Annotated in this window: 25 protein-coding genes; 7 read left to right on the forward strand and 18 right to left on the reverse strand. The window is 71.3% G+C overall.

The features are described 5' to 3' along the window. Nucleotides 1–24: 24 nt before the first annotated feature. Genes J3S20_RS08485 through J3S20_RS08520 form a run of 8 tightly spaced genes read right to left on the reverse strand, consistent with a single transcriptional unit; the run spans nucleotide 25 to nucleotide 6,305 of the window. Nucleotides 25–1,194: a uroporphyrinogen decarboxylase/cobalamine-independent methonine synthase family protein gene (locus tag J3S20_RS08485; protein ID WP_216836013.1), complete on the reverse strand. Its 1,170-nt coding sequence runs from the start codon at nucleotides 1,192–1,194 to the stop codon at nucleotides 25–27. 28 nt (nucleotides 1,195–1,222) lie between these two features. Then, nucleotides 1,223–2,038 (reverse strand): ABC transporter permease, encoded by an 816-nt coding sequence (locus J3S20_RS08490; RefSeq protein ID WP_216836014.1) that lies wholly within the window; start codon nucleotides 2,036–2,038, stop codon nucleotides 1,223–1,225. A gap of 50 nt (nucleotides 2,039–2,088) precedes the next feature. Beyond that, nucleotides 2,089–3,021, reverse strand: a complete 933-nt coding sequence (locus J3S20_RS08495) for an ABC transporter permease (RefSeq protein ID WP_216836015.1) — start codon at nucleotides 3,019–3,021, stop codon at nucleotides 2,089–2,091. Further along, a complete protein-coding gene (locus J3S20_RS08500) occupies nucleotides 3,018–3,392 on the reverse strand; it encodes a VOC family protein (RefSeq protein WP_216836016.1) in 375 nt (124 codons plus the stop codon). The genes J3S20_RS08495 and J3S20_RS08500 overlap by 4 nt, the downstream gene beginning before the upstream one ends. Then, on the reverse strand, nucleotides 3,392–5,050 hold the full coding sequence (locus tag J3S20_RS08505) for a peptide ABC transporter substrate-binding protein (protein WP_246602508.1): 1,659 nt from the start codon (nucleotides 5,048–5,050) through the stop codon (nucleotides 3,392–3,394). Before J3S20_RS08505 ends, J3S20_RS08500 begins: the two co-directional genes overlap by 1 nt. Then, nucleotides 5,032–5,298 carry a type II toxin-antitoxin system RelE/ParE family toxin gene (locus tag J3S20_RS08510; protein WP_216836018.1) on the reverse strand — a complete coding sequence of 89 codons (267 nt, stop codon included), beginning with the start codon at nucleotides 5,296–5,298 and terminating at the stop codon, nucleotides 5,032–5,034. Before J3S20_RS08510 ends, J3S20_RS08505 begins: the two co-directional genes overlap by 19 nt. 11 nt (nucleotides 5,299–5,309) lie before the next feature. Further along, on the reverse strand, nucleotides 5,310–5,567 hold the full coding sequence (locus J3S20_RS08515; protein WP_216836019.1) for a hypothetical protein: 258 nt from the start codon (nucleotides 5,565–5,567) through the stop codon (nucleotides 5,310–5,312). Between the two features lie 15 nt (nucleotides 5,568–5,582). Further along, nucleotides 5,583–6,305, reverse strand: a complete 723-nt coding sequence (locus tag J3S20_RS08520) for an orotate phosphoribosyltransferase (protein WP_216836020.1) — start codon at nucleotides 6,303–6,305, stop codon at nucleotides 5,583–5,585. 61 nt (nucleotides 6,306–6,366) lie between these two features. Here J3S20_RS08520 and J3S20_RS08525 point away from each other — a divergent pair, with 61 nt between their 5' ends. From J3S20_RS08525 to J3S20_RS08540, 4 genes are all read left to right on the forward strand, one after another. After that, a complete protein-coding gene (locus J3S20_RS08525) occupies nucleotides 6,367–7,284 on the forward strand; it encodes a mitochondrial fission ELM1 family protein (RefSeq protein WP_216836021.1) in 918 nt (305 codons plus the stop codon). Nucleotides 7,285–7,322: 38 nt separating this feature from the next. Beyond that, nucleotides 7,323–8,162: a protein-methionine-sulfoxide reductase heme-binding subunit MsrQ gene (locus tag J3S20_RS08530; protein ID WP_216836022.1), complete on the forward strand. Its 840-nt coding sequence runs from the start codon at nucleotides 7,323–7,325 to the stop codon at nucleotides 8,160–8,162. Between the two features lie 63 nt (nucleotides 8,163–8,225). After that, nucleotides 8,226–9,299, forward strand: a complete 1,074-nt coding sequence (locus J3S20_RS08535) for a tartrate dehydrogenase (RefSeq protein ID WP_216836023.1) — start codon at nucleotides 8,226–8,228, stop codon at nucleotides 9,297–9,299. Nucleotides 9,300–9,465: 166 nt separating this feature from the next. Continuing rightward, nucleotides 9,466–9,705, forward strand: coding sequence for a hypothetical protein (locus J3S20_RS08540; protein ID WP_216836024.1), 240 nt, complete (start codon nucleotides 9,466–9,468; stop codon nucleotides 9,703–9,705). A 62-nt stretch (nucleotides 9,706–9,767) separates the two neighbouring features. On the opposite strand, the gene J3S20_RS08545 is transcribed toward J3S20_RS08540, so the two are convergent. Continuing rightward, complete coding sequence (locus tag J3S20_RS08545) at nucleotides 9,768–13,706, reverse strand: PAS-domain containing protein (RefSeq protein ID WP_216836025.1); 3,939 nt, start codon at nucleotides 13,704–13,706, stop codon at nucleotides 9,768–9,770. A gap of 164 nt (nucleotides 13,707–13,870) precedes the next feature. Here J3S20_RS08545 and J3S20_RS08550 point away from each other — a divergent pair, with 164 nt between their 5' ends. After that, nucleotides 13,871–14,611, forward strand: a complete 741-nt coding sequence (locus J3S20_RS08550) for a response regulator (RefSeq protein ID WP_216836026.1) — start codon at nucleotides 13,871–13,873, stop codon at nucleotides 14,609–14,611. A 21-nt stretch (nucleotides 14,612–14,632) separates the two neighbouring features. Here the strand turns inward: J3S20_RS08550 and J3S20_RS08555 are convergent, their stop codons facing one another. The 4 genes from J3S20_RS08555 to cuyB all read right to left on the reverse strand — a co-directional run bounded on the left by J3S20_RS08555 (nucleotide 14,633) and on the right by cuyB (nucleotide 19,566). Beyond that, nucleotides 14,633–15,751, reverse strand: coding sequence for a mechanosensitive ion channel family protein (locus J3S20_RS08555; protein ID WP_246602509.1), 1,119 nt, complete (start codon nucleotides 15,749–15,751; stop codon nucleotides 14,633–14,635). Between the two features lie 177 nt (nucleotides 15,752–15,928). Then, on the reverse strand, nucleotides 15,929–17,101 hold the full coding sequence (locus J3S20_RS08560; RefSeq protein WP_216836027.1) for a calcium-binding protein: 1,173 nt from the start codon (nucleotides 17,099–17,101) through the stop codon (nucleotides 15,929–15,931). 113 nt (nucleotides 17,102–17,214) lie between these two features. Beyond that, complete coding sequence (locus J3S20_RS08565) at nucleotides 17,215–18,768, reverse strand: ABC transporter substrate-binding protein (protein WP_216836028.1); 1,554 nt, start codon at nucleotides 18,766–18,768, stop codon at nucleotides 17,215–17,217. Between the two features lie 69 nt (nucleotides 18,769–18,837). After that, nucleotides 18,838–19,566 (reverse strand): cysteate racemase, encoded by a 729-nt coding sequence (gene cuyB, locus J3S20_RS08570; RefSeq protein ID WP_216836029.1) that lies wholly within the window; start codon nucleotides 19,564–19,566, stop codon nucleotides 18,838–18,840. A gap of 46 nt (nucleotides 19,567–19,612) precedes the next feature. Here cuyB and J3S20_RS08575 point away from each other — a divergent pair, with 46 nt between their 5' ends. Continuing rightward, nucleotides 19,613–20,584 carry a TRAP transporter substrate-binding protein gene (locus tag J3S20_RS08575; RefSeq protein WP_216836030.1) on the forward strand — a complete coding sequence of 324 codons (972 nt, stop codon included), beginning with the start codon at nucleotides 19,613–19,615 and terminating at the stop codon, nucleotides 20,582–20,584. Here J3S20_RS08575 and J3S20_RS08580 read toward each other — a convergent pair whose 3' ends face one another. After that, a complete protein-coding gene (locus tag J3S20_RS08580) occupies nucleotides 20,585–21,352 on the reverse strand; it encodes a sulfite exporter TauE/SafE family protein (RefSeq protein WP_216836031.1) in 768 nt (255 codons plus the stop codon). A gap of 95 nt (nucleotides 21,353–21,447) precedes the next feature. Here J3S20_RS08580 and J3S20_RS08585 point away from each other — a divergent pair, with 95 nt between their 5' ends. Further along, nucleotides 21,448–22,278, forward strand: a complete 831-nt coding sequence (locus tag J3S20_RS08585; protein WP_379793637.1) for a sulfite exporter TauE/SafE family protein — start codon at nucleotides 21,448–21,450, stop codon at nucleotides 22,276–22,278. A gap of 16 nt (nucleotides 22,279–22,294) precedes the next feature. On the opposite strand, the gene J3S20_RS08590 is transcribed toward J3S20_RS08585, so the two are convergent. The 4 genes from J3S20_RS08590 to J3S20_RS08605 form a co-directional block, all read right to left on the reverse strand. Further along, nucleotides 22,295–22,741: a GNAT family N-acetyltransferase gene (locus J3S20_RS08590; protein WP_216836032.1), complete on the reverse strand. Its 447-nt coding sequence runs from the start codon at nucleotides 22,739–22,741 to the stop codon at nucleotides 22,295–22,297. Beyond that, nucleotides 22,729–24,408, reverse strand: a complete 1,680-nt coding sequence (locus J3S20_RS08595; RefSeq protein ID WP_246602510.1) for an ABC transporter permease — start codon at nucleotides 24,406–24,408, stop codon at nucleotides 22,729–22,731. The genes J3S20_RS08590 and J3S20_RS08595 overlap by 13 nt, the downstream gene beginning before the upstream one ends. A 16-nt stretch (nucleotides 24,409–24,424) precedes the next feature. Next, nucleotides 24,425–25,441, reverse strand: a complete 1,017-nt coding sequence (locus tag J3S20_RS08600; protein WP_216836033.1) for an ABC transporter substrate-binding protein — start codon at nucleotides 25,439–25,441, stop codon at nucleotides 24,425–24,427. A 155-nt stretch (nucleotides 25,442–25,596) separates the two neighbouring features. Next, a complete protein-coding gene (locus tag J3S20_RS08605; protein WP_216836034.1) occupies nucleotides 25,597–26,247 on the reverse strand; it encodes a hypothetical protein in 651 nt (216 codons plus the stop codon). Nucleotides 26,248–26,594: the final 347 nt, after the last annotated feature.

Here is a 26,594-nt window from a genome sequence, read left to right on the forward strand (position 1 = left end):
GCCGCATGGTGCAGAGCCAGCACATCAGGGGCGCAGCCTCTCGCTCGCCAGCCGCGCGCCATCCGCCATGCTGCGCAGCTTGGCCCAGACGACGTCGGCGGAGACGCGGCCGCGGCCCGCTGCGGTGTCGAAGCCGCAATCGGTGCCGGCCAGCAGGCGCTTCGGGTCGCCGAGGCTTTCCGCGATGCGTTCCAGCCGCTCCGCCACCACCTCCGGGTGCTCGACGAAATTGGTCAGGGTGTCGATAACGCCGGCGACCAGGATCTGGTCCTCGGCCAGCGGGTGCTTGCGGAACAGCCGGTGTTCATGCGCGTGGCGCGGATTGGCGAAGGGCAGCACGAAGCCGCCCACCTTGGCGTGGAGGATGGTGGGCAGGATATAGGCCAGCGGCACATCGGCATCATGCGGGCCCTCGTAATTGCCCCAGCAGACATGCAGGCGGATGCGGTGGCGCGGCAGACCCTCGATGGCGCGATTGATGGCGGTGATGACGCGCTCGCAGAAGCCGATGAAGTCGGAGAGGGGGCGGTCCTGGTAGGAGGCGTGGCGCTCCAGCGCCAGGTCCGGGCAATCCAGCTGCAGGATGAAGCCGGCATCCAGGATGGCGCGGTATTCGCGACCCAGCGCCGTGGCCAGCGCGGCGAGATAGGCTTCCTCGGACTCGTAGTGCTGGTTCTGCACCACGGCGGCGACGATGCCGGGGGAAGGGGCGGCGAGAAACGCCTCCCGGTACTGGCCCTTCGCGGGCGCCAGGGCGTTGGAAAATTCGGCGCATTCGGCAGCCATCGCGGCCTCGCCCACATAGGTCACCTCGCCCACCGCGGCGGGCAGGTTGGCCGTCATGCTGGCGGTTTCCTTGCCGGCATTGGCGGCCTGGAGGTCGGCCTTGAATTCCGGATAGGCGTCGATGTCCTGCCAGCCTCCTCGCCGGCTTTCGCCGCCCAACCCGGTCAGGCGGTCGCGCAGATAGAGCACGAAGGATTCGCGGCCCTGCTCGCCATTGTTCGGGATGTCGATGCCAGCGGCGATCTGTTTTGGGACGATGGCGGCCACAGCCGCCTGCGCCGCGGCCGCCAGTTCCGCGGCATCCACGGCCTCGCCCCGGGCGCGGCGGGCGTGCAGGCGGGTCAGGGCGCGGGGGCGGGGCAGGCTGCCGGTATGCGTGGTCAGGATGCGATCCGCACCGATGGACATGGACTTTTTCCCCCGATTTGGGAAAAGCCTATCTCCGCAGCCCATCCGCGACCAGGGTGCAGCCGGCGACGGCCATCAGGATGGCGAGCCCCGGCCAGACCGCGACCCAGGGCGCGCTGAAGACCAGGTCCTGCGCATTGGCCAGCATATTGCCCCAGCTTGCCGCGGGCGGGGCGATGCCGAGGCCGAGGAAGCTCAGCGTGCTTTCCGCCAGGATGGCGCCGGCCACCGTCAGCGCCGCGGCGATGGCGATGGGTCCGGCGATGTTCGGCAGCACATGGCGGGCGAGCACGCGGGCTTCCCCGGCACCCAAAGCGCGCGCCGCCCGCACATAGTCCCGCGCCAGCACGGACAGCGCCGCGGCACGCGCCAGCCGCGCCACGCCCACCCAGCCGAAGACAGAGAGGATGGCGACGATCCGAAAAATGTCGGAGGCGGGCTCGCCGCGCGGCAGGCCGATGCGCCCGGTATCGGCGGCGGCCAGCACCACCAGCACCGGCAGCGCGGGCAGGGCGAGCAGCCCATCCGCCAGTCGCATCAGCACCGCATCCACCACCCCGCCGCGCCAGGCCGCCAGCAAGCCGATGGCGGTGCCGAGCAGCGTCGCCGCCAGAGCCGTCGCCACCCCCACGGCCAGCGAGACCCGCGCGCCCTGCATCAGCCGCAGCAGCACGTCGCGCCCGAGATCGTCGGTGCCGAGGGGATTCTGGGCAGAGGCGGGGGCGAAGCGGTTGAACAGATCCGGCGCGAAGGGATCGAGGCCGAGCCAGCCGGCGGCCAGCGGCGCCGACAGCCCGGCGGCGGCCAGCAGGCCGAGTAGCAGAAGGCCCAGGCGGAGCCTCATGGCTTCTCCCTCCCCCCTGCAAGGGGGGAGAGGGAGACCAGTCATGCCCCTCATGCCAGCCGCGGGTCCAGCGCCCTTTGCCCGAGATCCGCCGCCAGCGTCGCCAGCATGGTCACCAGCGCCACCAGCAGCAGCGCCACCAACGCCAGGTTGGTGTCGTTGCCCATCACCGCGTCATAGATCAGCTTGCCCATGCCCGGCCGGGCAAACAGGGTCTCCGTGATCAGCGCGCCGCCCACCAGGCTGCCGGCATCCAGCGCCGCCACCTGCAGCACCGGCACCGCCGCATTCGGCGCGGCATGGCGCAGCAGCAGGCGCATCTCGCCGACGCCCCGGGCGCGGGCGGCGGTGATCCAGGGCGCGCGCAGCACGTTCGTCAGCTCCGCCGCGCTGTGCCGCGCATAGGCGGCGAGATTCGCCATGGCCAGCGTCGCCACCGGCAGCAGCAGGAAGCGCAGCGCCTCCCACCCGCCGGCCTCGGCCGAGCCGCCGGCGGGCAGCCAGCCGAGCGTGACCGCGAAGACGATGATCAGGAGGATGCCGAGCCAGAAGCTCGGCGCCGACTGGCCGAGGATGGCGATGGCATCCGCCAGGGGCGCTAAGCGCGGCCGCATCGCCGCCAGCGCGCCGAGCGAAAGGCCCAGCACCGCGGAAACCGCGATGGCCGCGCCCAGGAGCACAAGGGTCGAGAGCAGCGCCGGCCCGATGATCTGCGCCACCGGCTGGGCGAACAGCCGCGAATAGCCGAATTCGCCGCGCAGCAGCGCCGCGGCCCAGGCGAGGTAGCGGGTCAGCAGCGGCTGATCGAGCCCATGCAGCGCCCGCAGCCGCGCCGCATCCTCCGCCGTCAGCCGCGGGTCGCCGGCGAGTGCCAGGTCGATGGGGTCGCCCGGCATCAGGCCGATCAGCAGGAACATCGCCAGCGACAGCAGCGCCAGCGTGACCGCGATCTGCACGGCGCGGCCGGCCAGCAGGCGGATCATGCCTCCGGCCGGTGGCAGACGGCCTCGATGCGGTTGCCGGCGGGGTCGCGCAGGAAAGCGGCGTAGTAGTCCGCGTGGTAGTGCGGCCGCAGCCCCGGCGCCCCGTCATCCTGCCCACCCGCCGCCAAGCCGGCCGTATGGAAAGCGCGCACCGCCGCGCGGTCCGGCGCCCGAAAGGCCCAGTGGCAGCCAGGGCCGGCCGGCGCTGCCCCCGCGCGGATGGTCAGGTAGCCGGCGGCGTCGCGCGACCCGTAGCCGATGGCCGCTACCTCCCGCCAGACGCAGGGCATGTCGAGCAGCGGCATCACCGCATCGTAGAACGGCGCGGCACGCGCCAGGTCGCCGATGGCGATCGAGACATGGTCAAGCATCAGCGCGCCACCCGCCACTGCTCCACCCAGTTGGAGGAGGGGGTGAGATGCCCGGTCGGCCGCACGCCCTCCAGCCAGGTCGGCCAGACATGTGCATCGGAGCGGAACCAGAGCGGGATCGCGGGCAGTTCCTCGGCATAGATGGCCTGCAGCCGGTGCCACAGCGCGCGGCGGCGCTCGCGGTCCAGCTCGATCGGCAGGGCTTCGAGCAGCGCGTCCATCTCCGCATTGCGGAAGCCGGTGTAGTTCTGGCCGGACCAGTTGCGTTCGGCGGTCGGGATTTCGCTGGAATGCAGCGTGGTGCGGGGCACGTTCTCGGGGCTGCTGATCCAGGCAAACAGGGCCGCGCCGGTGAAGCGGCGGCGGCTGACCGTCTCGCCGAAGAAGACGCGTGGCGGCTCGTTGCGGATGCGCGTCTCGATCCCGGCCTGGCGCCACATGCCCTGGATCACCTGCTGCACCTGCTCGCGGGACCGGTTGCCGGCGGTGGTCATCAGCTCCAGCGTCAGGCGGTCGCCGGCGGCATTGCGGCGGATGCCATCCGGGCCTGGGGTCCAGCCGGCCTCGGCGAGCAGGGCCGCCGCGCGGGCGGGGTCGAAGGGCCATTGCCGCACGGCGTCGTCATGCATGCCGTCCAGCGGGTTCACCCCGGTATGCGCCACGGGCTGCCGGTTTTCATAGAGGCGCGCGACGATCTGCGCCCGGTCGGTGGCGAGGACCAGCGCCTGGCGCACGCGCCGGTCGGCCAGGATCGGGTTGTCCAGCATCAGGTCGAGATGCTCGTAGATCAGGCCCGGCTTGTATTCGAAGCGGAAGCGGCCGCGGGCGCGACGCTCCAGCGCCGTCACCTGCTCCAGCGGCAGGCCGAGCTCGCCCGCCACCATGTCGAGCTGGCCGGCCAGCAGCTGGGCCTCCAGCGCCGCGGTATTCTCGATGGTGCGGATGGCGATGCGGCGGAAGGCGGGGGCGGGGCCGGACCAATGCGCATTGCGCTCCAGCGTCACGCCCGCGCCGGGTGTGGCGGCGGTGACCCGGTAGGGGCCGCTCCACAGGCCGGGGTTGGTGGGCTCCGTCTCATAGGCGCTGCGGGTGCGGTAGGTCCGCGGCTCGGCCTCCCAGCGGGCGCGCTCGATATGGCTGGGCAGCGGGACCCAATCGCCGGAGGCGCCATATTCGAAGGTGATCTGGTCGAAGCGCAGCGTGATGCGGCGCGCGGATTCGACGATGGCTTCATAGGCCCGGCGATAGAATTCGCTGCCGCCGAAGCCGGTGGAGAAGTCGCGGCCGGCCTGCCAGGCAAACAGCAGGTCCTCCGCGGTCACCGGCGTGCCGTCGCCCCAGGCCCAGCCCTCGCGCAGCTCCCAGGTCACGCGGATGCCGGCCTTGCCATCCGGCGTTTGCTCCCGCACGGCCAGGCCATTCTCCAGCGTCGGCACGGTGACGCAGCCGAGGCAGGTCAGCTCCCAATCCGCATCGCGGGCGGTGAGCGGCCGGCGGGTGAAGCCGGCGATATAGGACTTCGCCGCCATCGATTCGATGTTCGGGTGGAAGGTCGCGGGGTATTGGGTGATGCCGATGGTCAGCGTCTCGCGCGCCGGCTGCGCCAAGGCGGGGCCGGCGGCGAGGAGGAGGGCGAGGGTCAGCCAGCGGGCGGCCATTGGCGGGCTCCATGCCATACGGCGTGAATAGCGATCCGGTCAGGATGGACACGGTAGATCAGGCTATAGGGCGTCGGCGGCAACGCCATGATGCGGCGCGTGCCGCCATGAATACGTCCGGCCAGGGGAAAGCGGGTCAGCAGTTCCGCCCTCTGCATCAAGCCGGCGACCAGCGCATCGGCCGCCGCGGGATTGTCCTGCGCGATGTAGTCACGTGCCTCGCGCAGATGGCGCAGGGCCACCGGCATCCAGACCAGCTTCACCGGCTGGCGTGGCGGGCCCGTATGTCATCGGCCCAAGCCTGCATCTCCCGCATCACCTCGTCATGCGGAACGCCGAGGCCAGCTTCGCTTTCGGCCTCAGCCTGCGCCAGCGCGGCCTCGAGGGCGGCCTGGTCGGCGACGCGGTCGCGGATGGCCGCGGCGGCCAGCATCTCGGGCGTCGATTGGCGTGCCGTGGCGGCGGCTTGAAGCGCCGCCGCCACCTCCTCCGGCAAATCGACGCTGATCCGCACCATCCGCCTACCTCCCTTCTACTCGCTGCCGTCCTTCGGCTTCGCCTCCGCCAGCGAGGCGATGCCGCCATGCGCGCCGGACCAGCTCACCGGATCCTCCAGGAACTTGCGGACTTCCTTCAGCGCGGCCTCCGAGAAGTAGGGGCGTTCGCGGCAGACTTCCAGCACATCCCACCAGGTGCAGAGGTGGTGAAGGTTCAGCCCCATGGCCTTCATCTGCTCGAAGCTGCCGGGGAAGACGCCGTAGTAGAAGACGACGAAGGTATGGTCACAGGTGGTGCCGGCCTCCCGCAGGGCATTGGCGAAGCGGATCTTGGAGGCACCGTCGGTGGTCAGGTCCTCCACCAGCAGGGTGCGCTGGCCGACGGGCACCTCGCCCTCGATCTGCGCATTGCGGCCGAACCCCTTGGGCTTCTTCCGCACATAGGCCATCGGCGCCATCATGCGGTCGGCGATCCAGGCGCCGAAGGGAATGCCGGCGGTCTCGCCGCCGACCACCACATCGATGGACTCGTAGCCGATATGCCGGCCGATCTTCTCCACCGCCAGGTCGCAGATGCGGTTGCGGGCGCGCGGGAAGGAGATGATCTTGCGGCAATCGATATAGACCGGGCTCTTCCAGCCCGAGGTGAAGGTATAGGGCTCCTCCGGCCGGAAATTCACCGCCTTGATCTCCAGCAGGATCCGCGCGGTGGTCAGGGCGGCGTCGCGGTCCCAGTCGGAGGCGTGCGGGATGGCCATTGTTTCAATATCCTCTGCGCGGGCGATGGCCCGTTGGTAGCCGCCGAAGGCCGCTGCGTCCATGACGGCTGAGGTCTGGGCGCTGGCGGATCCGCGCGCCGGCACGGCGGCGCAGGCGCTGGGCATCGCGGAGCGTCTGGGGCCGCACCGGGTGATCCCCCTGGAATGGGGCATGGGGGGCCGGCTGCCCTGGCCCTTTCCGACCCTGATGGGGCTGACGCCGGCGGCGCGGGCACCGTTCGCAGCCCCCTGGCCGCGGCTGGTGGTCTCGGCCGGACGGCGGGCCGGCCCGGTGGCGCGCTGGCTCGGCGCGCGGGGCGCCCGCACCGTGCACTGCATGCGCGCCTTCGGCCGCTTCGACCTGTCCGTGATCGGCCGCCACGATGCGCCGGGCGAGGCACCCGATGTGCTGCCCATCCTCGGCGCCGCGCATCGGGTGACGGCCGAGAAGCTGGCCGCCGCCCGGGCGGAATGGGCGGCGCTGTCCGCCCTGCCGGCGCCGCGCGTCGCGCTGCTGCTGGGCGGGCCGGTGCGGGGGCAGGGGCTGGCCCCCGGCTTGGCCGCAGCGTTGGGCGCGCAGGTGGCGGGTTTCGCGGGCAGCGTGCTGGCCAGCGCCAGCCGCCGCACCGGCGCCGAGGCGACCGAGGCTCTGGCCCAGGCGCTGTCCCCCGTGCCGCACCGGCTGCATCGCTGGGGGGATACGGCCACGAACCCGTATCTCGGCTTCCTGGCCTGGGCCGATGCGGTGGTGGTCAGCGGCGACAGCGTCTCCATGCTCTCCGAGGCGCTGATGACCGCGGCGCCCCTTTTCGTCGCGCCCCTGGGCGGGGAGGGGCGGCGCCACCTGGCGCTGCATGAAAGCCTCTACGCCGCCGGCCAGGCCCGGCCGCTCACCGAGGCGCCGGCGCCCTTCGCCCGGGCGCCGCTGGACGAGGTGGGGCGGGTGGCGGCTGAAATCCGCGCGCGCGGCTGGCTGTGAGACGGAACCGTATGCCCCCTGCCCGCGAAGTACCCTCCATGAGCAGCACCACCCTCCCTGGCCCCATCGCCTGGCCCTGGCGCGACCGTGCCGGCCGATTCTCCTGGCTGCGCGCCTGCGTGCTGGCCGCCGCCCTGTCACCCGGCCTGGTCCTGCTGGCCCTGCTCGCCGCCGGCGAGATGGGTGCCGAGCCCTGGAAGGCCGCGACGCGGGAGGCCGGGACCCATGCGATGCGCCTGCTGCTGGTCAGCCTGGCGGTGACGCCGCTGCGCTACCTGGCCGATTGGCCGAAGGTGGTGACGCTGCGGCGGATGCTGGGGCTGGTGGCGCTCGGCTACGCCCTGCTGCACCTGTTGCTCTACACCGGCCACATGGCCTGGAACCTGGCGGATGTCGCCAGCGAGATCGTGCTGCGCTTCTACCTGACGCTGGGCTTCGCGGTGCTGCTGGGGTTGAGCGTGCTGGGCTGGACCTCCACCGATGGCTGGCAGAGGCGGCTCGGCCGGCGCTGGAAGCGGCTGCACAAGGGCGTCTATGTGCTGGCGGGCCTCGGCATCTTCCACGCCTTCCTGCAGGCCAAGTCGCGCGCCGATTCGGCGGTGGTGCTGGCCGGCATCTTCCTGTGGCTGATGGGCTGGCGACTGCTGCCGGGCTGGGCGCGGGCGCATGGCGGGGCGCTGGCCGGGCTGGCGGTGTTGGCGGCCCTGGGCGCGGCGGGGCTGGAATGGGGCTGGTATGCCGCCACCACCAACCTGCCCGCCGCACGCATCCTGGCCGCCAATCTCGATCCTGGCGCCGGGCTGCGGCCCGCGCAGGGGGTGCTGGCGGCCGGGCTGGCGGTGGCGGCGCTCACCGCCCTGCGCCGTCGCTTCGCCTGAGCCGGGCTTGTCGCGCGCCGCTCGCGGCGGCAGTTTCGCCGCGAAACGCCCGGAGGCCCGCCCATGTCCCGCAAGACCTACAAGCTCGCCGTGCTGCCCGGCGACGGCATCGGCAAGGAGACGGTGCCGGAGGGCCTGCGCGTGCTGGATGCCGCCGCCCGCCGCTTCGGCTTCGACCTGGAGCTGAAGCATTACGACTGGTCCTGCGAGACCTATGCCCAGACCGGCAAGATGATGCCGGATGACGGGCTGGACCAGCTGGCGCAATCGGACAGCGTCTTCCTCGGCGCCGTCGGCTGGCCCGGCGTGCCTGACCATGTCTCGCTCTGGGGCCTGCTGATCCCGATCCGGCGCGGCTTCGACCAGTACATCTCGCTGCGCCCCTGCAAACTGATGCCCGGCGGCCGCACGCCGCTCGCCAATCGCGGCCCCGAGGACATCGATTTCTACGTGGTCCGCGAGAATACCGAGGGCGAATACTCCTCCACCGGCGGCCGAATGTTCCCCGGCACGGACCGCGAATTCGTCACGCAGGACAGCGTCTTCACCCGCGTGGGCGTCGACCGCGTGATGAAATACGCCTTCGAGCTGGCGATGACCCGGCCGCGCCGGAAGCTGACCAGCGCCACCAAGTCGAACGGCATCACCTTCACCATGCCCTATTGGGACGAGCGATTCGCCGAGATGGCGAAGAACTACCCGGGCGTGACCACGGACCAGTTCCACATCGACATCCTGTGTGCCCATTTCGTGCAGCACCCGGACTGGTTCGACGTGGTGGTCGGCTCGAACCTGTTCGGCGATATCCTGTCCGACCTCGGCCCGGCTGTCGCAGGCTCCATCGGCATCGCCCCTTCCGCGAATATCAACCCGGAGAAGAAATTCCCGAGCATGTTCGAGCCGGTGCATGGCAGCGCGCCCGACATCGCCGGCAAGTGGATCTGCAACCCGATCGGCCAGATCTGGTCCGGCGCCATGATGCTGGAGCATCTGGGCGAGAAGGCCGCCGCCGACTGCATCGTGAAGGCGATCGAGACCCTGCTGGCCGAGGGCGGGCCGCGCACCCGCGACATGGGCGGCAATGCCGGCACGGTGGATGTCGGCAAGGCGCTGGCGGAGGCCGTGGCGCGGGGCTGAACGCCCCGCCGGGCGGCCCTGCGGCCGCCTCATCGAATCCGCCCGGCCCGAATGATGCACCCCGTCACTTGAACCGGGCGGCAAGACCGTCGTATAACTCGGGTACCAGTTGAGAACCATTCTCAACTTCTTCGCATCCCCGCCGCGCGGGAAGACGGGAGTGCCCATGGGTCGCGAATTCAGCCATATCGCCCGGCGCTGCGAGAGGGCCGTCGTCACTGCCTATCGCGAGCTGCGCGATGGCGGCACCGCCGACTTGGCCGCCTTCACCGCCTGCACCACGCTCTATCGCATCCATCACCCCGAATCCTCGGTGACGGAGGCGCGGCGCCTGGTCTCCGAATGGATCGACCATCACGTCGTCCAGGGCATGCAGACCGAAGCGCCTGGCTGCGATTGCGACTGACTGCGGTTGCGAATGATTCGCAGCTGCGGAGTCGGTTGGTGGGCGCGCGCCTGAAGGCGCGCTCAGCCCGCCGCCTGCACCGCCGCCAGCGTTCGCTCCGCCAGCGCCGGTAGATCCGCCGCCGCATCGGCCGCCGCCGCGGCCTTGCCCTCCCGCGCAGCCAGTTCCAGCACCCCCAGCAGATCCGCCAGCGGCCGCGCACCGGCCATGCGGGCGGCGCCCTTCAGCCGATGCGCGGCCGCGGCCATGCCCGGCAGGTCCTGCGCCGCCTGCGCCGAGCCGATCGCGTCCACATCGCGCTTCACCCCATCCCGGAAACTGGTCAGAAGCCCGGCCAGGCGCTTGGGATCCGCGCCGAACAGGCTGCGCAGCGCCTCGGGGTCGAAGAGCGGGGCGATCTCGGCCGGCGCCGCGCCGGGCGCCGTGCCGGCGGGCAGCTGGCTGGGCAGGAAGCGCGCGAGCGTCCGGGACAGCAGGTCGAGCGCCAGCGGCTTGGCCAGGAAGCCATCCATGCCGGCGGCGTAGCAGCGCTCATCCTCGCCCTTCAGGGCATTGGCCGTCACCGCGATCAGCGCCGTGCGCGGCCCGCCGGGGGTCGCGGCTTCCTCACGCCGGATGGCGCGGGACATGTCGAGCCCATCCATCACCGGCATATGCAGGTCGACCAGCACCAGCCGGTGCCGGCCCGCCTTCCAGCGCGCCAGGCCCTGCGCGCCATCCTCCGCCATATCCGCCTGGCAGCCGAGCAGCTCCAGCTGCCGGGCGAGCACTTCCCGGTTCACCGGATGGTCGTCCACCACCAGCAGCCGCGGCGCCTCCCCATGCGTGGTGGCGGCGGGCAGCGCCACGGCCGGCTCCACCGCCAGCGCCGCATCGGCCGGCGCCACCAGGCCGAGCCGCAGCGTGACGGAGAACCGGCTGCCGCGCCCCGCCGTGCTTTCCACCGAGACATCGCCGCCCATCAGCCGCGCCAGCCGCCGCACGATGGACAGGCCGAGCCCCGTGCCGCCGAAACGCCGGGTTGTGGAGGTATCCGCCTGGGCAAAGGGCTGGAACAGCTTCTCCAGCTGCTCCGGCGTCATGCCGACGCCGCTGTCCTCCACCATCAGGGAGACGATGACAGCGTCGTCGACGCGGTTGGCGGAGGCGCGCAGGCGCACGAAGCCGACATCGGTGAACTTGATGGCATTGCCCACCAGGTTGAACAGGATCTGCCGCACCCGCACCGGATCGCCGGCGACCAGGTCCGGCGATTGCGGCGTCACCGCGCCCATCGGATCGGCGAACAGCAGCAACCCGCGGCGCTTGGCCTCCACCGTCAGCGTATCGACCGCGCCTTCCACCAGGCCGCGCAACGAGAAGGGCAGGGATTCCAGCTCCATCCGCCCCGCCTCGATCTTCGAGAAGTCGAGCAGGTCGTCGATGATGCGCAACAGCGACCCGGCGCTTTCGCGGATGACGGCGACGCAGCGATCCTGCGCCGGGCCGGGGGGCGTGCGTTCCAGCACCTCGATCATGCCCAGCACGCCGTTCATCGGCGTGCGGATCTCATGGCTCATCGCGGCCAGGAAGGCGGATTTGGCGCGGTTCGCCCCCTCCGCCGCATCTCGGGCGGCGGCGAGCGCCTGTTCCACTCGCTTGCGCTCGGTGATGTCCATGTAGGTGCGGACGGCGCCGCCATCCTCCATGGTCCGGGCATGCACCTCCACCACGGTGCCGTCGCGGCGGGCGCGCTCGTAGCGCTCCTCCGCCAGCGCCTCCCCGGCCATGGCGCGGCGCGCCTCCTCCAGCCGGTGTTCGGAGCCGTCATAGTCGCCGCGCGCCAGCTGGAAGCCGACCAGCTCGGCAAAGGGCACGCCGGGCTGCGCCAGGTGGGGCGGCAGGGCCAGGATCTCCGCGGCGCGGCGGTTCATCACGCGCACCCGGCGATCGGGGCCCACCATGACCAGGCCCTGGCTCATATGCTCGATCGTGGCGCCCAGCGCCGCGCCAGTGGCTCGCGCCTCGTCCCGCGCGGCGGCCAGCGCCGCTTCCTGGCGCTTGCGTTCCGTCGCATCGGTCAGGGTGCGGACGATGCGGCCATCCGGCAGGCGGACCTGCTCCACCTCCAGCACCGATCCATCGGCCCGCTGCAGCTCGTAGCGCCCGGCGGGCAGGGGGTCGGCTTCCTCCGCCCCGGCCAGGGTGTCCGCGAATTCGCCGTGGTCGAGCTGCCAGGCGGCAATGCGTTCCAGCGGCGTGCCTTCCTCGGCCAGCTCCGCCGGCAGGCGCAGCAGTTCCACGGCGCGGCGATTGATCACCTGCACCCGGCGGTCGGGGGAGAACATCACCAGGCCCTGGCTGATATTCTCGATGGTCGCGGACAGCGCCGCCTGGGCGGCGCGCGCCAGGTCGCGCGCCTGGCGCAGCTCCACCTCCCGCGCCTGCAGGCGGGAGACGTTGCGATAGGTGGACAGCACGCTGCCATCCGCCAGCTTCTGGCGCGTGACCTCCAGCCAGATGCCGAAGGGGGAGGGGCGCAGGTCGGGCTCCCCGGTCGGGTTCAGGATGGCGTGCACGCGCTGCGCGATGGCGGCTTCCCGCGCCGCCTCATCCGCCGGCGGCGGGCCGTAGTCGCCACGGCGCTGCATCATCCGCAGGATTTCCCGGCCATCGGTGCCGGGCTGGGTCAGTGCCTCCGGGATGTCGTAGAAGCCCGCCAGCTGGCGGTTCAGCAGCCGCACATGCAGGTCGGGGCCCCAGAGCACCAGCCCATCATTCATCGCCTCCAGCACCAGCTCATGCGTGGCGCGGGCCGATTGCAGCTCCTCCTCCCGCGCCTTCAGGGCGGAGATGTCGCGATAGATCACCAGCGCGCCGCCATCCGGCGTGGGGACGGAGGAGGCCTCGATCCACTCCCCGCGGGCGCCGCGCACCAGCTGCGGCGGGCCGCCCGGCTCATGGGCCAAAGCCAGGCGGTCCTGCACCAGGGCCTCGAATTCCGCTGGATCCTGCGGCACCGGGCCGAAATCGCCGCGCCGCAACCGGTGGCGCATGGCGGCGACGGCGGAGGCGCCGGGCGTGCCGAGCTCCGGCGGCAGGTCGAACATGCGCATCGCCGCCGCATTGCCCAGGCGGAAGGTCAGGTCCTTGTCGATCAGCACGACGCCGTCCGTCATGCTGTCCAGGATCAGCTGGTACATGGCCCGCGCCGCGGCCAGTTCCTGCTCCCGCTGCTTCAGGCTGGTGACATCGCGATACATCAGCACCGCGCCGCCGCCGGCCACCGGCACGGTCTTCACCTCCAGCCACATGCCGCCCGGCGTCTGCCGGACATAGGAGACGCCGCCCGGGCGGCTCAGCAGGGCGGCGCGTTGGGCGACGCGGGCCTCCAGCTCCGCCTCGTCGCGCGGCGGCGGGCCGAATTCGCCGCGGCGGTCCTGGTAGCGCATCACCTCCAGCACATCGGCGCCCTTGACCGCCATATGCGCGGGGAATTCGCCGACGCGCAGCGTTTCCCGGTTCCAGAACTGCAGGCGCATCTCGGCATCCCACATCACCACGCCATCGGTCATGTGGTCGAAAACGGTCTGCAGCAGGTTCTGCGCGGCGGAAAGCTCGGCCTCCTGCCGCTTGAAGTCGGTGACCTCGGCGGCGCTCAGCACCCAGCCATGGGCCAGGCGGCGCAGATGGATGCGGAACCAGGCGCCCTCCTGCGTCAGCCAGTCCAGGCTGCGCTCGGCGGACCCGGCCTCGGGCAGCCAGCTCGCGGGGTCGGTCGCCGCCGCCAGGCCGGGATTGAGCGCCGCCGCCGCCCGGCCGATTCCGGCCAGCAACTCCTCCAGCTCCGGATCCTGCTGCGGGCGCGGCAGCAGCCGCCAGAGCGCCGCATTGGCGAAGGCCAGGGCTCCATCCTCGGTGAACAGCGCGAAGGGGCCGGCGAGATTCGCCAGCGCTTCCGCCTGGAGCGCGGCGAGCCCAGCCGCCGGCAAATCGCCGGCGGGTCGCGTGTGATGGAGCATCAGCGCATCATGCCCCAGATCCGGCCCGCTTGTATTTCGTCCCGGGTCGCGGTTTGTTTCAATTGTTTCGCCTAGCGCAGGCTTTGACGGACTCCCCCGAGGTTTGTAACAGGGGCCCTGTCAACGCGCGCCTGTCGCCGCACGCAGACGAGGAGGAGCCGGGCATGGCCGGTGGCACGACCAATCTGCTGGTGGTCGAGGATGATCCCTTCCAGCGGGAGACGATCTGCGCCTATCTGGTCGGCCAGGGCTTCGTGGTGGAGGCGGTGGCCGATGGCCGCGCCTGCCGCGCCGCCGTGGCGGCTTCCATGCCGGATGCGGCGCTGCTCGATGTCGGCCTGCCGGGCGGGGAGGATGGCTTCGCGCTCGCCCGCTGGCTGCGCGGCCAGTCCGCCCTGGTCGGCATCATCATGCTGACCGCGGCAGGCGACCTGGTGGATCGCGTGGTCGGCCTGGAATCCGGCGCCGACGACTACGTGACAAAACCCTTCGAGCCGCGCGAACTGCTGGCCCGCATCCGCGCCGTGATGCGCCGCGCGGGCGCCGAGGGCGCCGCCCAGGCCGCGGCGCGGCCGGAGGCGCTGGGCCCGGGCAAGACGCGAATCGGCGGCGCGGTGCTCGACCTGAAGCGCGGCCTGCTGGTCACCGCCGAGGGGCGGGAGGATACGCTGACCGAGGGCGAGTTCACCCTGCTCAAGCTTTTCGTCGAGAATCCGAACCGCGCCTTGCACCGGGACTGGCTGCTGGAGCGGACCTCGGGCGAGGAGGAGCCGGAGGCCTTCGACCGCGCCATCGACCTGCGCATCATGCGGCTGCGCCGCAAGGTGGAGCGCAACCCCACCCGGCCCATGGCGATCCGCACCGTGCGCGGGGTCGGCTACCTGTTCGACCCTGAGGCCGTTTAGCGCACGCTCAGCAACGCCCGGTCATGCCGCCAGGGCGCGGCGGGTGAGCTGCCGCTCCTCCGCGCTCGCCGCCACCTCGGCGCGATTGCGCGGCAGGGCGCCGGGATATTCGGCCTGCAGGAAGGCGATCATCTTCTCCCGCACCTCGCAGCGCAGGTCGAAGGTCTTGCCGGCATTGCTGGCGCTGACCAGCATGCGCACCTCCATGGTCTCTGCGCGCAGCTCCGTGACCTGCAGGTTCACCACCCGCTTGTCCCAGAGGATGGAGGCGCTGGCGATCTCCACCAGCTTGCGCCGCATGGCATCCACCGGCGCGGTATAGTCCACATGGATCATCGCCGTGCCGATCAGGCTGGCGCTTTCGCGCGTCCAGTTCTGGAAGGGGTGCTCCAGGAAGTAGCTCAGCGGCAGCACCATGCGGCGCCAGTCCCAGAGTCGGATGACGACATAGGTGGAGGTCACCTCCTCCACATTGCCCCATTCGCCCTCGACGATCACCGCATCCTCCAGCCGGATCGGCTGGGTCACCGCCAGTTGGATGCCGGCCACCAGGTTCTTCAGCAGCGGCTGCAGCGCAAGGCCCAGCACCAGGCCGGCGGCACCGGCGGAAGCCAGCAGCGACACGCCGTATTGCCGCACCCCCTCGAAGGTCATCAGCGCCACGGCGATGGTGACGGTGACGATCAGCCAGCCGGCCACGCGCTGGAGGATGCGCGACTGGGTGGTGTGCTTGCGGGCGAGGAGATTGTCGTCCGAGTCCAGCTTGAAGCGCCGCAGGTAGATAGTCACCCAGATATGCAGCACCGTCCGCGCCACCCAGCCGACCAGCAGGATGAAGCAGACCAGCAGCAGGTGGCGGATGGCATTGGCCTGGCCAAAGGTGAGCGGCGCGATGGATGCGGCGAAGGCCACCGCGATCATCATCAGGGTCAGGCGGCTCGGACCCTCCGTGCGCTGGACCAGGGAACGCCAGAACAGGTCGCGCTCCGCCACGAGCCGGGTTGCGGCCCGGAAGAGGATGCGATGCGCCTGGATGGCGACCAGGATGCCGGCGGCGAGCACGATGAGGCTGAGCAGCCAGGCCGGGATGAAGGTGAGGGAGGCGAGCACCTGGCGGGCCGCCAGCATGAAGTTGTCCAAGAGGGGACCCTTCTGGCAGTTCTGCCTGACCTAATGCTGCAGCGCGTCAGAAGTTCCCTGTCATGAAATGGTCGAATCCTCCCGTAACGCCCTGATACAGAAGGAAACATACTCGTCCTGGCGCAGCGGATGGGACTCTCCCCGCCGCCGCGCCTAACGACTCTCGCGCCCGCGGTCTCAGGCGATGAGGTATTCGCCGAAGACCCCGCCATTGACGAAGACGACCACCTTCTCGATGGAATTCGTGTCCAGGTTGAAGGTGTTGAAGCCGAAGCTGCCGTTGCTGTCCTCGAACTTCGCCAGCTCCTGCAGCGCCGCGGCCGTGCTGTTCAGGATCAGGTCGCCGGTGCTGATGTTCAGCCGCAGCGTATCGAAGCCGCTGCCGCCGGAGACCAGCGAACGCTCATTCGCCTGGGTGCCGAAGTCGAAGTTGAACAGGTCGTTGCCGCTTTCGCCATACAGTTCCACGCGGCGGGTGCTGTTGGTGCCATTGGTCAGGGTGTCCTGGCCGGAGCCGCCATAGGCGCGGCCGCCGGCCTCCAGCTCCATCCGGTCGTTGCCGGCATCGCCCGAGACCTTGTTCACCCAGCCGAGCGAGATGAAGTGGTCATTGCCGGCGCCAAGCTTCACATCGGTGCCGCCCATCTGCAGGCGGATATCGTCGAAGCCATCGCCGGCGTCGATGCTGCCGACATAGTCCCGGGCCAGCATCTGGTCGTTGCCGCCGCCGAGGCTGACGCTGTTGGCGCCGCGGATATCGAGGAAGTCCACGCCATTGCCGGCCGTGATCGTGCCGATGAAGCCATTGGCGAAGAGCGCATTGCCGCCGCTGCCCAGCGCCACGCTATTGGCGCCCTGGATGCGCAGCAGGTCATCGCCCGAGCCGGCGTCGACGCTGCCGATGAAGGAGGCCGCCTCCAGCGTATCGTTGCCGGCGCCCATGCTGACGGTATTGGCGCCCTGGATCAGGGCAACGTCGTTGCCGCTGCCGGCATCGACACTGCCGATGAAGCCGCTGGCCAGCAGCACGTCGTGGCCGGTGCCGAGGATGACGCTGCCGGCGCCCTGGACCAGCACCGTGTCGTTGCCGCTGCCCGCATCGACCAGCGCGACATAGGCGCTGGCCTCGAGGAAATCATTGCCGGCGCCGAGCAGGACCGAGTTCGCGCCGCCGCGCAGCAGCACCGTGTCGTTGCCGTTGCCGGCATCCACCGCGTCCACGAACATCTGGAAGTCGGCGAAGTCGTTGCCGCCCAGAAGGCTGGCGGTGCCCACGACCTGGGTGAAAACCAGCGAGTCGTCTAGCGCCGTGCCCACGAAGGTCTTCGTGTATGTGGTGATCGTTGCCATGCCGGATCCTCCCGCTTTCGCGGCGCAGACTGCTCGGCAGATATGTTAATTACAAGCCGAAATGATACCTCTTAGGGCAGGGACTCGTTTTTAAGACGCACCGGACGGCGCCTTCAGCGGAAATCCATGGCGCGCGTATACCCATCCATCCGTGGCGTGAACTGACGTTCCGTGCGGTGGGCCCAGAGATGCATCTGATGATGCAACGGAATCAGGGCGTTGTCGCGAAATGCGATCTCCGTCGCCTGGATCAGCACCGTCTCTCGCGCACCGTCATCCAGCTCACCCAGGGCGCGGTCCAGCAGCGCATCGAAGGCGGGGTTGGAATAGCGGCCCCGATTGAACTGGCCGCGGCCCCGCGCCTCATCCACGGTGCCCAGCAGGGTCACGAGGGGCGCTGAGGGCTCGCCGGTCTCCACATTCCACAGCCCGGTCCAGAAGCTGAATTCGCGGTTGCGGCCGCGGGCCACATGGGTGGCGTGCGGCATCGCCTCCACCTCCGTCCGCACGCCGATGCGGGTCAGCATCTGCGCCACCGCCTGGCAGATCTGCGCGTCGTTGACGAAGCGGTTGTTCTGGCAGTGGATGGTCAGGCGGAAGCCGTCTGGGAAGCCGCCCTCGGCCAGCAGCGCGCGGGCGCGGGCCGGGTCGAAGGGGGCGGGGGCCAGGCCGGGGGCATGGCCATAGGCGCCGGGCGGCATGAACTGGCCGGCCACCCGCGCCTGGCCGCCCATCACCCGGTCGACGATCGCCTGGCGCTGGATGGCGAGCGAGAGCGCCTGCCGCACCCGCGGATCGGCCAGCGGGTTGTGCGCCAGCGGCTGGCCGTCATTCCCGCGGATGCCCGGCGGTGCGCGTTCCGTCACATCCAGGTGGAAGCCGGCGACGGCCGGCGCGACCAGCGAGGCGACGCGCAGCCGCGCATCGGCGGACAGCCGCGGCAGGTCCTGCGGCGGCGCGGCGTCGATCGCATCGACATCGCCGGCCAGCAGCGCCGCGACGCGGGTGGAAGGCTGCGCCAGGTTGCGCAGCGAGGCCCGCGCCCAGGGCGTCGCCTCGCCCCAATAGGCGTCGTTGCGGGCCAGCGTGATGGACTCGCCGCGCGACCAGCCGGTCAGGCGGAAGGGGCCGGTGCCGATGGCGGCGCGGCCCGCATCGAAATCGGCCGTGGTCGCGGCGGTGGCGCGGATGATCGGCACCTGGCTGAGATAGACCGGCATCAGCGGAAAGGGCGTGGCGGTGCGCAGCACGACCGTCCGCGCATCGGGCGTCTCCACCGCCGTGATCTGGCGCAGATAGACGGCGAAGGAGGAGGGCGAGCCAGGAACGGCGGCGGCCCGCTGCAGCGTATGCGCCACATCCGCCGCGGTCAGCGGCGCGCCGTCATGAAAGCGCACGCCGTCGCGCAGCGTCAGGCGCCAGGTGGTGGGATCCGTCGCGGTCCAGGCGGTGGCCAGCGCCGCGGTCGGCCGCTGCCGCGCATCCAGCGCCACCAGCGGCTCATAGAGATGCGGCGCGAAGGCCTTGTTGCCGCCGAAATTGTGCCAGTGCGGGTCGAGGCTGTTGGGGAAGAGCTCCACCCCCAGCCGGATCTCCTGCGCCGCGGCCGGCGCGGCGAGGGCCAGCATCAAAGCGGCGAGCCAGGCGGTGCGCGGCGGGCGGGGCATGGCGGATCTCCGAAGGGTGATCCACGATGGCAAGGCCGTCGCTGTGCTGCAATACGGCTTGTATCCCGTCTATCGCTTCGCCCAGCTTATCGCCGCCCGCGCCAGCCCGTCGATCGTGTCGCAGACCGGGAAGGGCAGGGCCGGGCCGGCCGCGATGCCGAGCGGGATCTCGGTGCAGCCCAGCACCACCGCCCGCGCGCCGCGCGCGGCCAGGGCGCGGGCGGCTTCCGCCAGGGGCGCATAGGCGGCGGCGACGTCATTCGCCTTCACCCGCTCGATGCCCGGCGAGACCAGGCGCTGCATTTCCTCCTCGGTCGGCACCAGGCAGGTCCAGCCACGCGGTTCGAGGCGTTCCTGATACAGGCGCATGGCCAGCGTCCCCGCCGTGCCCATCAGCCCGATCGGTCCCGGGGTGACGCCAAGCCGCAGAAGTTCGGCCTCGGCGGCATCGACGATGTGCAGGATGGGCAGGGCGGTGGCCGACTGCATGCCCTCGAACCAGCCATGCGCGGTATTGCAGGGGATGGCGATGGCGCCGGCGCCGGCGGCCTCCAGCCCGCTTATGCCGCGCAGCAGGGCGGGCAGGGGGTCCTCGCCGCTGGCCATCCGCGCCGCGGTGCGGTCCGGCACACGCGGGTCGGACCAGAGCACGGCAGGGATATGATCCTGGTCGCGCGCGGCATCCGTCAGCAGCGTCAGGCGCAGCATGAACTGGGCCGAGGCGAGCGGCCCCATGCCGCCGAGCACGCCCAGGATCTGCGTATCGGGCTTCCCCACACCAAGACTTTTTTCCGACATGCCGAGACCTCGTCCTATGCTTGGCGCGACTCCGGAGTCCCGAACGATGCGCCGTCGTACCCTGCTCGCCCTCGGCACCAGCATGCCCTTCGCCGCCCTGTCGCAACAGGCCGGCGCCCAGCAGGCCTGGACCGCCGCGACCGAATACCCCGCCGGCGCCATGCCGGCCGAGGGGCTGGTGCGGCTGGCGGAGGCGGCGAAGCCGCTGGTGATCACGCCGGCCTTCGACGCGCCGGGCGGCGTGCGCTCCGCCGCCATGCCGCGCGCGGTGGCGGAGGGGAAGTTCGCCATCGGCGACGCCTTCGCGGGCGCGCTGGGCGGGCTGGACCCGGTCTTCCTGCTGTCCTCGCTGCCCTTCCTGGCGACCTCGGCGGCGGAGGCGAAGCGGCTGCTGGTGGCGGCGCGGCCGGCCTATCTGGCGGCGCTGGAGAAGCTGGATGTCACGCTGCTGCATGTTACGCCCTGGCCGCCCACCGGCATCTGGTCGCGCCGCCCGATCGCGACGCCCGCCGACCTGCGCGGGCTGAAGCTGCGCACCTATGACGCGACCGGCACGGAGACGATGCGGGCCCTGGGCGCGGAGGCGGAACTGCTGAGCTTCCAGGCGGTGGCGACGCGGCTGGCGGATGGGTCGCTGGATGCGGTGCTCTCCTCCGGCGATGGCGGCGCCGGGCGACGGCTGTGGGAGCATCTGCCCCATTTCACGGAAATCGGCTACGCCATGCCGGTCAGCCTGGCCTTCGGCAACCAGGAAAGGCTTCGCTCCCTGACCGAGGCGCAGCGCGCCGAGCTGGAACGCGCCGCGACCCGCACCGAGACCAGCCTCTGGACCCTGCTGGAAACCCGCGACGCCGCCAACCAGCAGCGCATGCGGGAGAATGGCGTGACCATCGCCCAGCCCGGCGCGCCGCTGTTGGCGGCGCTGAAGGAGGCCGGCGGCGCGGCGGTGCGGGAGTGGGAGGCGAAGGCGGGATCCGCCGGGTCCGAGATCCTCGCCGCCTATCGCAGCGGCGGCTGACTACAGCCCCGCCAGCCCGTCCCAGACCAGCTTGGCGCCGGTCACCGCCAGCATCGCATAGACGATGCGATAGAAGACCCGGTCGCTCATCCGCGCCTGCAGCCAGATGCCGAGCCTCACGCCCAGCGGGGCGAGGGGCAGCAGCACCAGGCTGGTCAGCAGGTTGGTGGCCGAAAGCTGGCCGAGGAAGGCATAGGGGATGAGCTTCACGTAGTTCATCACCGCGAAGAAGACGACCGTGGTCGCCGCCAGCGTCGCCCGGTCCAGCCGCAGCGGATAGAGATAGACCGCGAGCGGCGGCCCGCCGGCATGCGCCACCGTGCTGGTGAAGCCGGAGACCAGCCCCCAGAAGCCGCCCTTCACCCGGCTCGGCTGGGCCGGCGCCGGCACCGCGCGGCCGGGCCGCGCCTGCCAGAGGCTGCGCGCCAGGAAGGCCAGCGCGATGCCGCCCACCATCAGCTTCACGGCGGCATCGTTCATCAGCCCGAAGACCGCCGCACCGGCCGCAATCCCCAGAAGCCCGCCCGGCAGGATGATGCGCAGCTGCTCCCAGCTCCAGCGCCGCCACCAGGCGCGCAGCGAGGAAATGTCCATCGCACACAGCACCGGCAGGGCGATGCCGGCGGCCTGCGGCGCCGGGACGATCAGCGCCATCAGCGGCACCGCGACATTGCCGGCGCCGGAGGCGAAGCCGCCCTTGCTGACACCCGTCAGCACGAAGGCCGGCGCGGCGAGCACCCAGAACCAGGGGTCTGTGATGATGGACAAGCGTGGGACCCCGGGATGACGCGGTGGGAGGGGGGGTGTATGGCACGCGACATTCCCGCCTGCACCACCCGCCCGCATCAGGAGTTGCCTGCATCATGGAGCATATGACGGACCCGATGTGGCTGGCGGGCCTCGCCGTCGCGATGGCGCTGACCGGCATCGTCTCCGGCACGCTGGCGGGGCTTCTGGGCGTCGGCGGCGGCATCGTCATCGTGCCGGTGCTGTTCAACGTCTTTCCGCTATTCGGGATTCCGGAGGCGGTGCAGATGAAGCTGGCGGTGGGCACCTCGCTCGCCACCATCATCCCCACCAGTATCCAGTCCGCGCGCAAGCACTATCTGAAGGGCACCATGGACGTGCCGCTGCTGAAGTCGCTGGCGCCGTCCATCGGCGTCGGCGTGCTGCTCGGCACCGTGCTGGCGATCTGGCTGAAGGGGGAGGCGCTGACGCTGGTCTTCGCCACCATCGCCATCCTGGTCGCGCTGAACATGGGTTTCACGGGCGCGGACTGGAAGCTGCGGGACAGCTTCCCGGGCGGCGTGCTGCGCCAGGCGATCGGCGGCTTCATCGGCACGGTCAGCGCCATGATGGGCATCGGCGGCGGCACGGTGGGGGTGCCGATCCTGTCCATGTTCGGCGCGCCGATCCGCGGCGCGGTGGCCACCGCCAGCGTCTTCGGCATCATCATTTCCATCCCCGCCAGCATCGGCTTCATCTATGGCGGCTGGGGCGACCCGCTGCTGCCGCCGCTGAGCCTCGGCTATGTCAACCTGATCGGCTTCGCGCTGATCGTGCCGAGCTCGATGATCGCAGCCCCCTGGGGCGTGCACCTGGCGCATACCATCCCGCCGCTGCTGCTGAAGCGGGCCTTCGCGCTGTTCCTGTTCATCACGGCGATGCGGATGTTCTATTCGCTGACCGTGTGAGGCGGGAGCGCGGTGGTCAGCGCCGCCGCGCCTCGAAGAAGGTCTTGCCGCCGCGCGTGAAGCCGGCGGCCTCGTAGAAGCGCAGCGTCGCCTCCTGCTTCGAACCGCTGGCCAGCATCACCTTGTAGCAATCTGCCGCACAGGCCGCGTCCAGCGCCGCCCTCAGCACGCCGTGGCCGAGGCCGCGCCGGCGGAAATCGGCATGGGTGACGACATTCTCGATCACGGCATAGGGCCGGCCGCCGCGGGTGAGGTTCGGCACGACGACCAGGGTGCATGAGGCGACGGGACGCCCCGCTTCCGCCGCCACGAAAACGGTGGTCAGCCCGGATTGGAGCAGGGCCTGCCAGGCGGCCTCCGCCACGGCCGGGGCGGGTGGGGCATTGTCCGGGCTCAGATGCCGGTACAGTTCCAGCATCCCGGGCAGGTCCTCGGCCCGGGCCGGGCGGATCACGGCCGCCATGGCAGCGTCCCGGCCGGCAGGCGCCGCGCGGCCAGCGTCGCGGCCGCCATCAGCCCGGCGCTCAGCAGCAGCGCCAGGCAGGAGACGGCGGCGGCCAGCGGCGACTGCCCGCTTTCCTGAAGACTGAAGACCAGCACCCCCAGCGTCTGCGTCCCCGGCCCGTAGAGCAGGGAGGAGACGGTCACCTCGTTCACCGCCGTCAGCGCCACCAGGATGCCGCCGGCGGCCAAGGCGGGGGCCAGCGGCGGCAGGTGCACCGACCACAGGCGCCGCCACGGCCCGGCCCCCATGCCGCGCGCCGCATCTTCCAGCAGCGGATCGAGCCGCGCGGCCGCGGCCGCGGCGGGGCGCAGGGCGAGGGCCTGGAAGCGGGTGAGATAGGCGAAGAGGATCACCCCGAGCGTGCCATACAGCGCCCCGCCGCCCGGCAGCGACAGCACCACCAGGATGGCGGCCACCCCGGTGCAGGCGCCGGGCAGGGCATAGGGCAGGTCCGTCGCGGTGGCCGCCAGCCGCACCGGCCGGGCGCGCAGCGTCAGCGCGATGGGCAGCGCGGCGGCCGCCAGCAGCAGCGCGGCCCCGGCCGAGAGCAGCAGCGAATTGCCGAAGGCGCGCCCGGTCTGCGCATTGGCCGCGACGGCGGCGGCGAAGTGGCGCAGCGTCGCCGTCGTGGCGGTCAGCTCCATGCCGATGGCCGGCACCAGGGCGGCGGCCAGCAGCGCCAGCATCGGCACCGCCAGCACGATGGCCAGGTACAGCCCGACTAGCCCCAGCACCACAGCTTGACCCGCCGGCGGCAGCGGCACCGGCGCGAAGGGCATCCGCCCCGCCGCCGGCGCCCGCCGCGCCGCCAGCGCCTGCAGCACCAGCGCGGGCGCGGCCATGGCCGCCAGCAGCAGGGCCAGCGCCGCGGCCTCCGCCAGCGCGGCGGTGCCGCCGGAGGACAGGCGCTGCCAGATCAGCACCGGCAGCACCGGAAACCGCGCCGGGATGCCGATCAGCGCGCCCACGCCGAAATTGCCCAGCGCGGCGACATAGGCGAGGCCCGCGCCCGCCAGCAATCCCGGCGCCAGAAGCGGCCAGACGGCGCGGCGCAGCGCCGCCTCCGGCCCCGCGCCCAGGCCGCGGGCGGCCAATACCACCTCGCCCGGCACCCGGCGCAGCAGGGCGGCGGTGGCCAGCAGCACCAGCGGCGCCGATTGCACGGCCAGCAGCAGCGCCATGCCGGCGGGGGAATAGATCGGGTTGGGCGTGCCGATCGGCGGCGCCAGGTCCAGCGCCAGCAGCAGTGGGGAGGCCGGGCCGCCGGCCTGGATCCAGCCCAGCGCCATCACCTGCGCCGGCACCAGCGCCGGCAGCACGGCGCAGAAGATCAGCGTGCGGCGCGCCGGCAGGCCGCGCAGCAGCAGCGCCCAGGCCAGCGCCGCGCCGATCAGCGTAGCCAGCGCGGCGGCGCACAACGACAGGGCCAGCGACCGCCAGGCGGCGCGCCAGATCGCCGCATCGCCCAGCGCATTGACCACCGCCGTGCCGGCCAGCGCCTCCGCCAGCAGCCGCGCCAGCGGGATGGCGCCCACCAGCAGCAGCCAGCCGAGCGACAGCGCCGCAATGCCCCGCCCGAGGCCCAACACCTGGTCCCCGGGCGTCTGGTCCTGGTGCCGCGTCAATTTGGCAGCGGGCGCCTCAGCCGCCGGTCAGGGCGGCGAAGCGGCGCAGGATCTCGGCCTGGTCGGCCGCGGCGCGCGCCGCATCCAGCGGCATGATGCGGATCGACTTCGGATCGGGAAAGCCGGCGGGCGGCGCCACCTCCGGGTCGATCGGCAGGAAGCCCTGGCGGGAGGCCAGCTGCTGGCCCTCCCGCGACAGCAGGAAATCCAGGAAGGCAATGGCCGCCGGCACGTTGCGGGCGGTGGAGAGGATCGCCGCCGGTTCGGTGATGGCGGAGACGCCATCCTCCGGAAAGACGAAGCGCACCGGGGCGCCGCGCGCGGCCTCGCGGATCGGCAGGTAGTCGATGGCGATGCCGAAGGCGCGCTCGGCACCCGCCACCGCCTGCATCACCGGGCCATTGCCGCCGCGCGCCTGCACGCCGTTCTGCACCAGCCGCTCGACATAGGACCAGCCGAGAGCCGGGTTCTGCGCCAGCGCCGTGACATGGATGGCGGCGGCACCGGAGACGGCGGGCGAGGGCATGGCCACCTGGTTGCGCGCGCGGGGATCCAGCAGATCGGTCCAGGCCTTCGGCACGAAGGGCGCGCGGGCATGGTGGACGATACCGGTGGTGATCAGCTTGGTGGCGAAATAGCCGCGCGCGGCATCCACCTGCGCCGGCGGGGTGCCGCCCAACTGCACCTCCGGGCTCGGCCGCAGCCGGCCCTCGCTGCGCAGCCCCTCGAAGGTCAGGCTATCGGCCAGCAGCAGCACGTCGGGGCGGGGCTGGCCGGCGGCGATCTCGGCGCGCAGCCGGGTCATGATCTGGCCGGTGCCGGCGCGGATCCATTCCACGGTGACGCCGGGGTGGCGCGCCCGGAAGGCTTCCACCGTCTGCGCCGCATCGGGCTCGAGCTGCGAGGTATAGAGCACCAGCGGGCCGGTGATCCCGCCTGTGGAGCCCCCTTGGGCCAGCGCCGGGCTGGCGAGAAGCCGGCTGGAGGCCAAGCCTGCCGCGGCCAAGCCGAAACTCCGCCTGTCGAATGCCATCGTTTCCCCGCTGCATGAACGCTGCGCCGATCTAGAGCGGCCCGTGCGGGTCGGGCAGGGGGGGTGTGTGAACTTCGCGTGGCTTTTTTCGCCAAGCGGTCGGGTTCGGCGGCGCGGGGCCCCTCCCGCCCCGGCCGCCGCTGCCCCGATCCGGGTCAGGGAGGGGTCATGAAATTGGCTGTCGCGCTGGCGCGGCCGATCAGGGATTGCAGCTCCGGCGCCTGATGCCCATCCACCGCGGTCAGCGCGTCCATCGGGCAGAAATACTCATGCGGCTGCGGCATCTGCGACTTGGCGAAGCCGTTGTAGTGGCGCGCCTTCAGCCCGTAGAGCACGCGCACATCGCGCACCGGCAGCACCAGCGGCTCCCTCGGCGCCTCCCGCAGCAGGCGGATCAGCCGCCAGCGGGGGGTCTCGTCCTCCGCGCCCACGCGGTCCAGCAGCCAGCGCAGCGGGCAGACCACGAGCAGGGAGGTGGTGGAGGGGGCGAAGCGTGCCCGCTTGTCCTGCAGGTTGGTGATGGAGCCGCAGGCCTCGATGCAGAGGATATCGGCGTAGCGGTCGGCGGGGTCGGGGCTGAAATGCAGCCAGAGCCCGTCCGGGATGGTGCGGTAGGTATTGGTGCCCGGCAGCTTCAGGAAGGGCTGCGCGACCATCGACAGATCTCCCGGCCGGCCGCGCAGCCAGGTGCCCGGCTGCTTCGGCGTGCGCACCGCCCCCGGCGGGCGCTGCGGCCAGAGGCGCAGGCGGTTGCGCACGAGTTCGTCGAGTTCCTTGCCGGAGCCCAGTCGGAGATGCTCGCTCATATGGTTTAGATCTCCTGTGGATATCAACCCTGCGTAGATAGATTCCTCGAAAAGCCTTCGAGTTCAAGGCGAAAATTCAGGCTTCGTTAAGAAAACACCCGCCGGGGTTGCAGAATCGCCCCGACTACGCGGAAGGCCAGAGCGAGATGCGGCGCCCTCCCGGACCCCGCGAAGCGCGCGCGCAATTGCAGCGGCGGATTTTTCCACAGGCTTTCAATTGCTTGGGCGGGCGCCGCAATTGCAGCGCGGAGGATCTCGCGCCGTCGCAACGGTCAGCATCCATGTCCTGCCGGGGCCACGATTTTTTTCACTTCGGGGGGCGGCGGGGCGTCCAGGGCGGCGGTTGT

This window comes from Falsiroseomonas tokyonensis (genome assembly GCF_019024325.1).
Classification (GTDB): Bacteria; Pseudomonadota; Alphaproteobacteria; order Acetobacterales; family Acetobacteraceae; genus Falsiroseomonas; species Falsiroseomonas tokyonensis.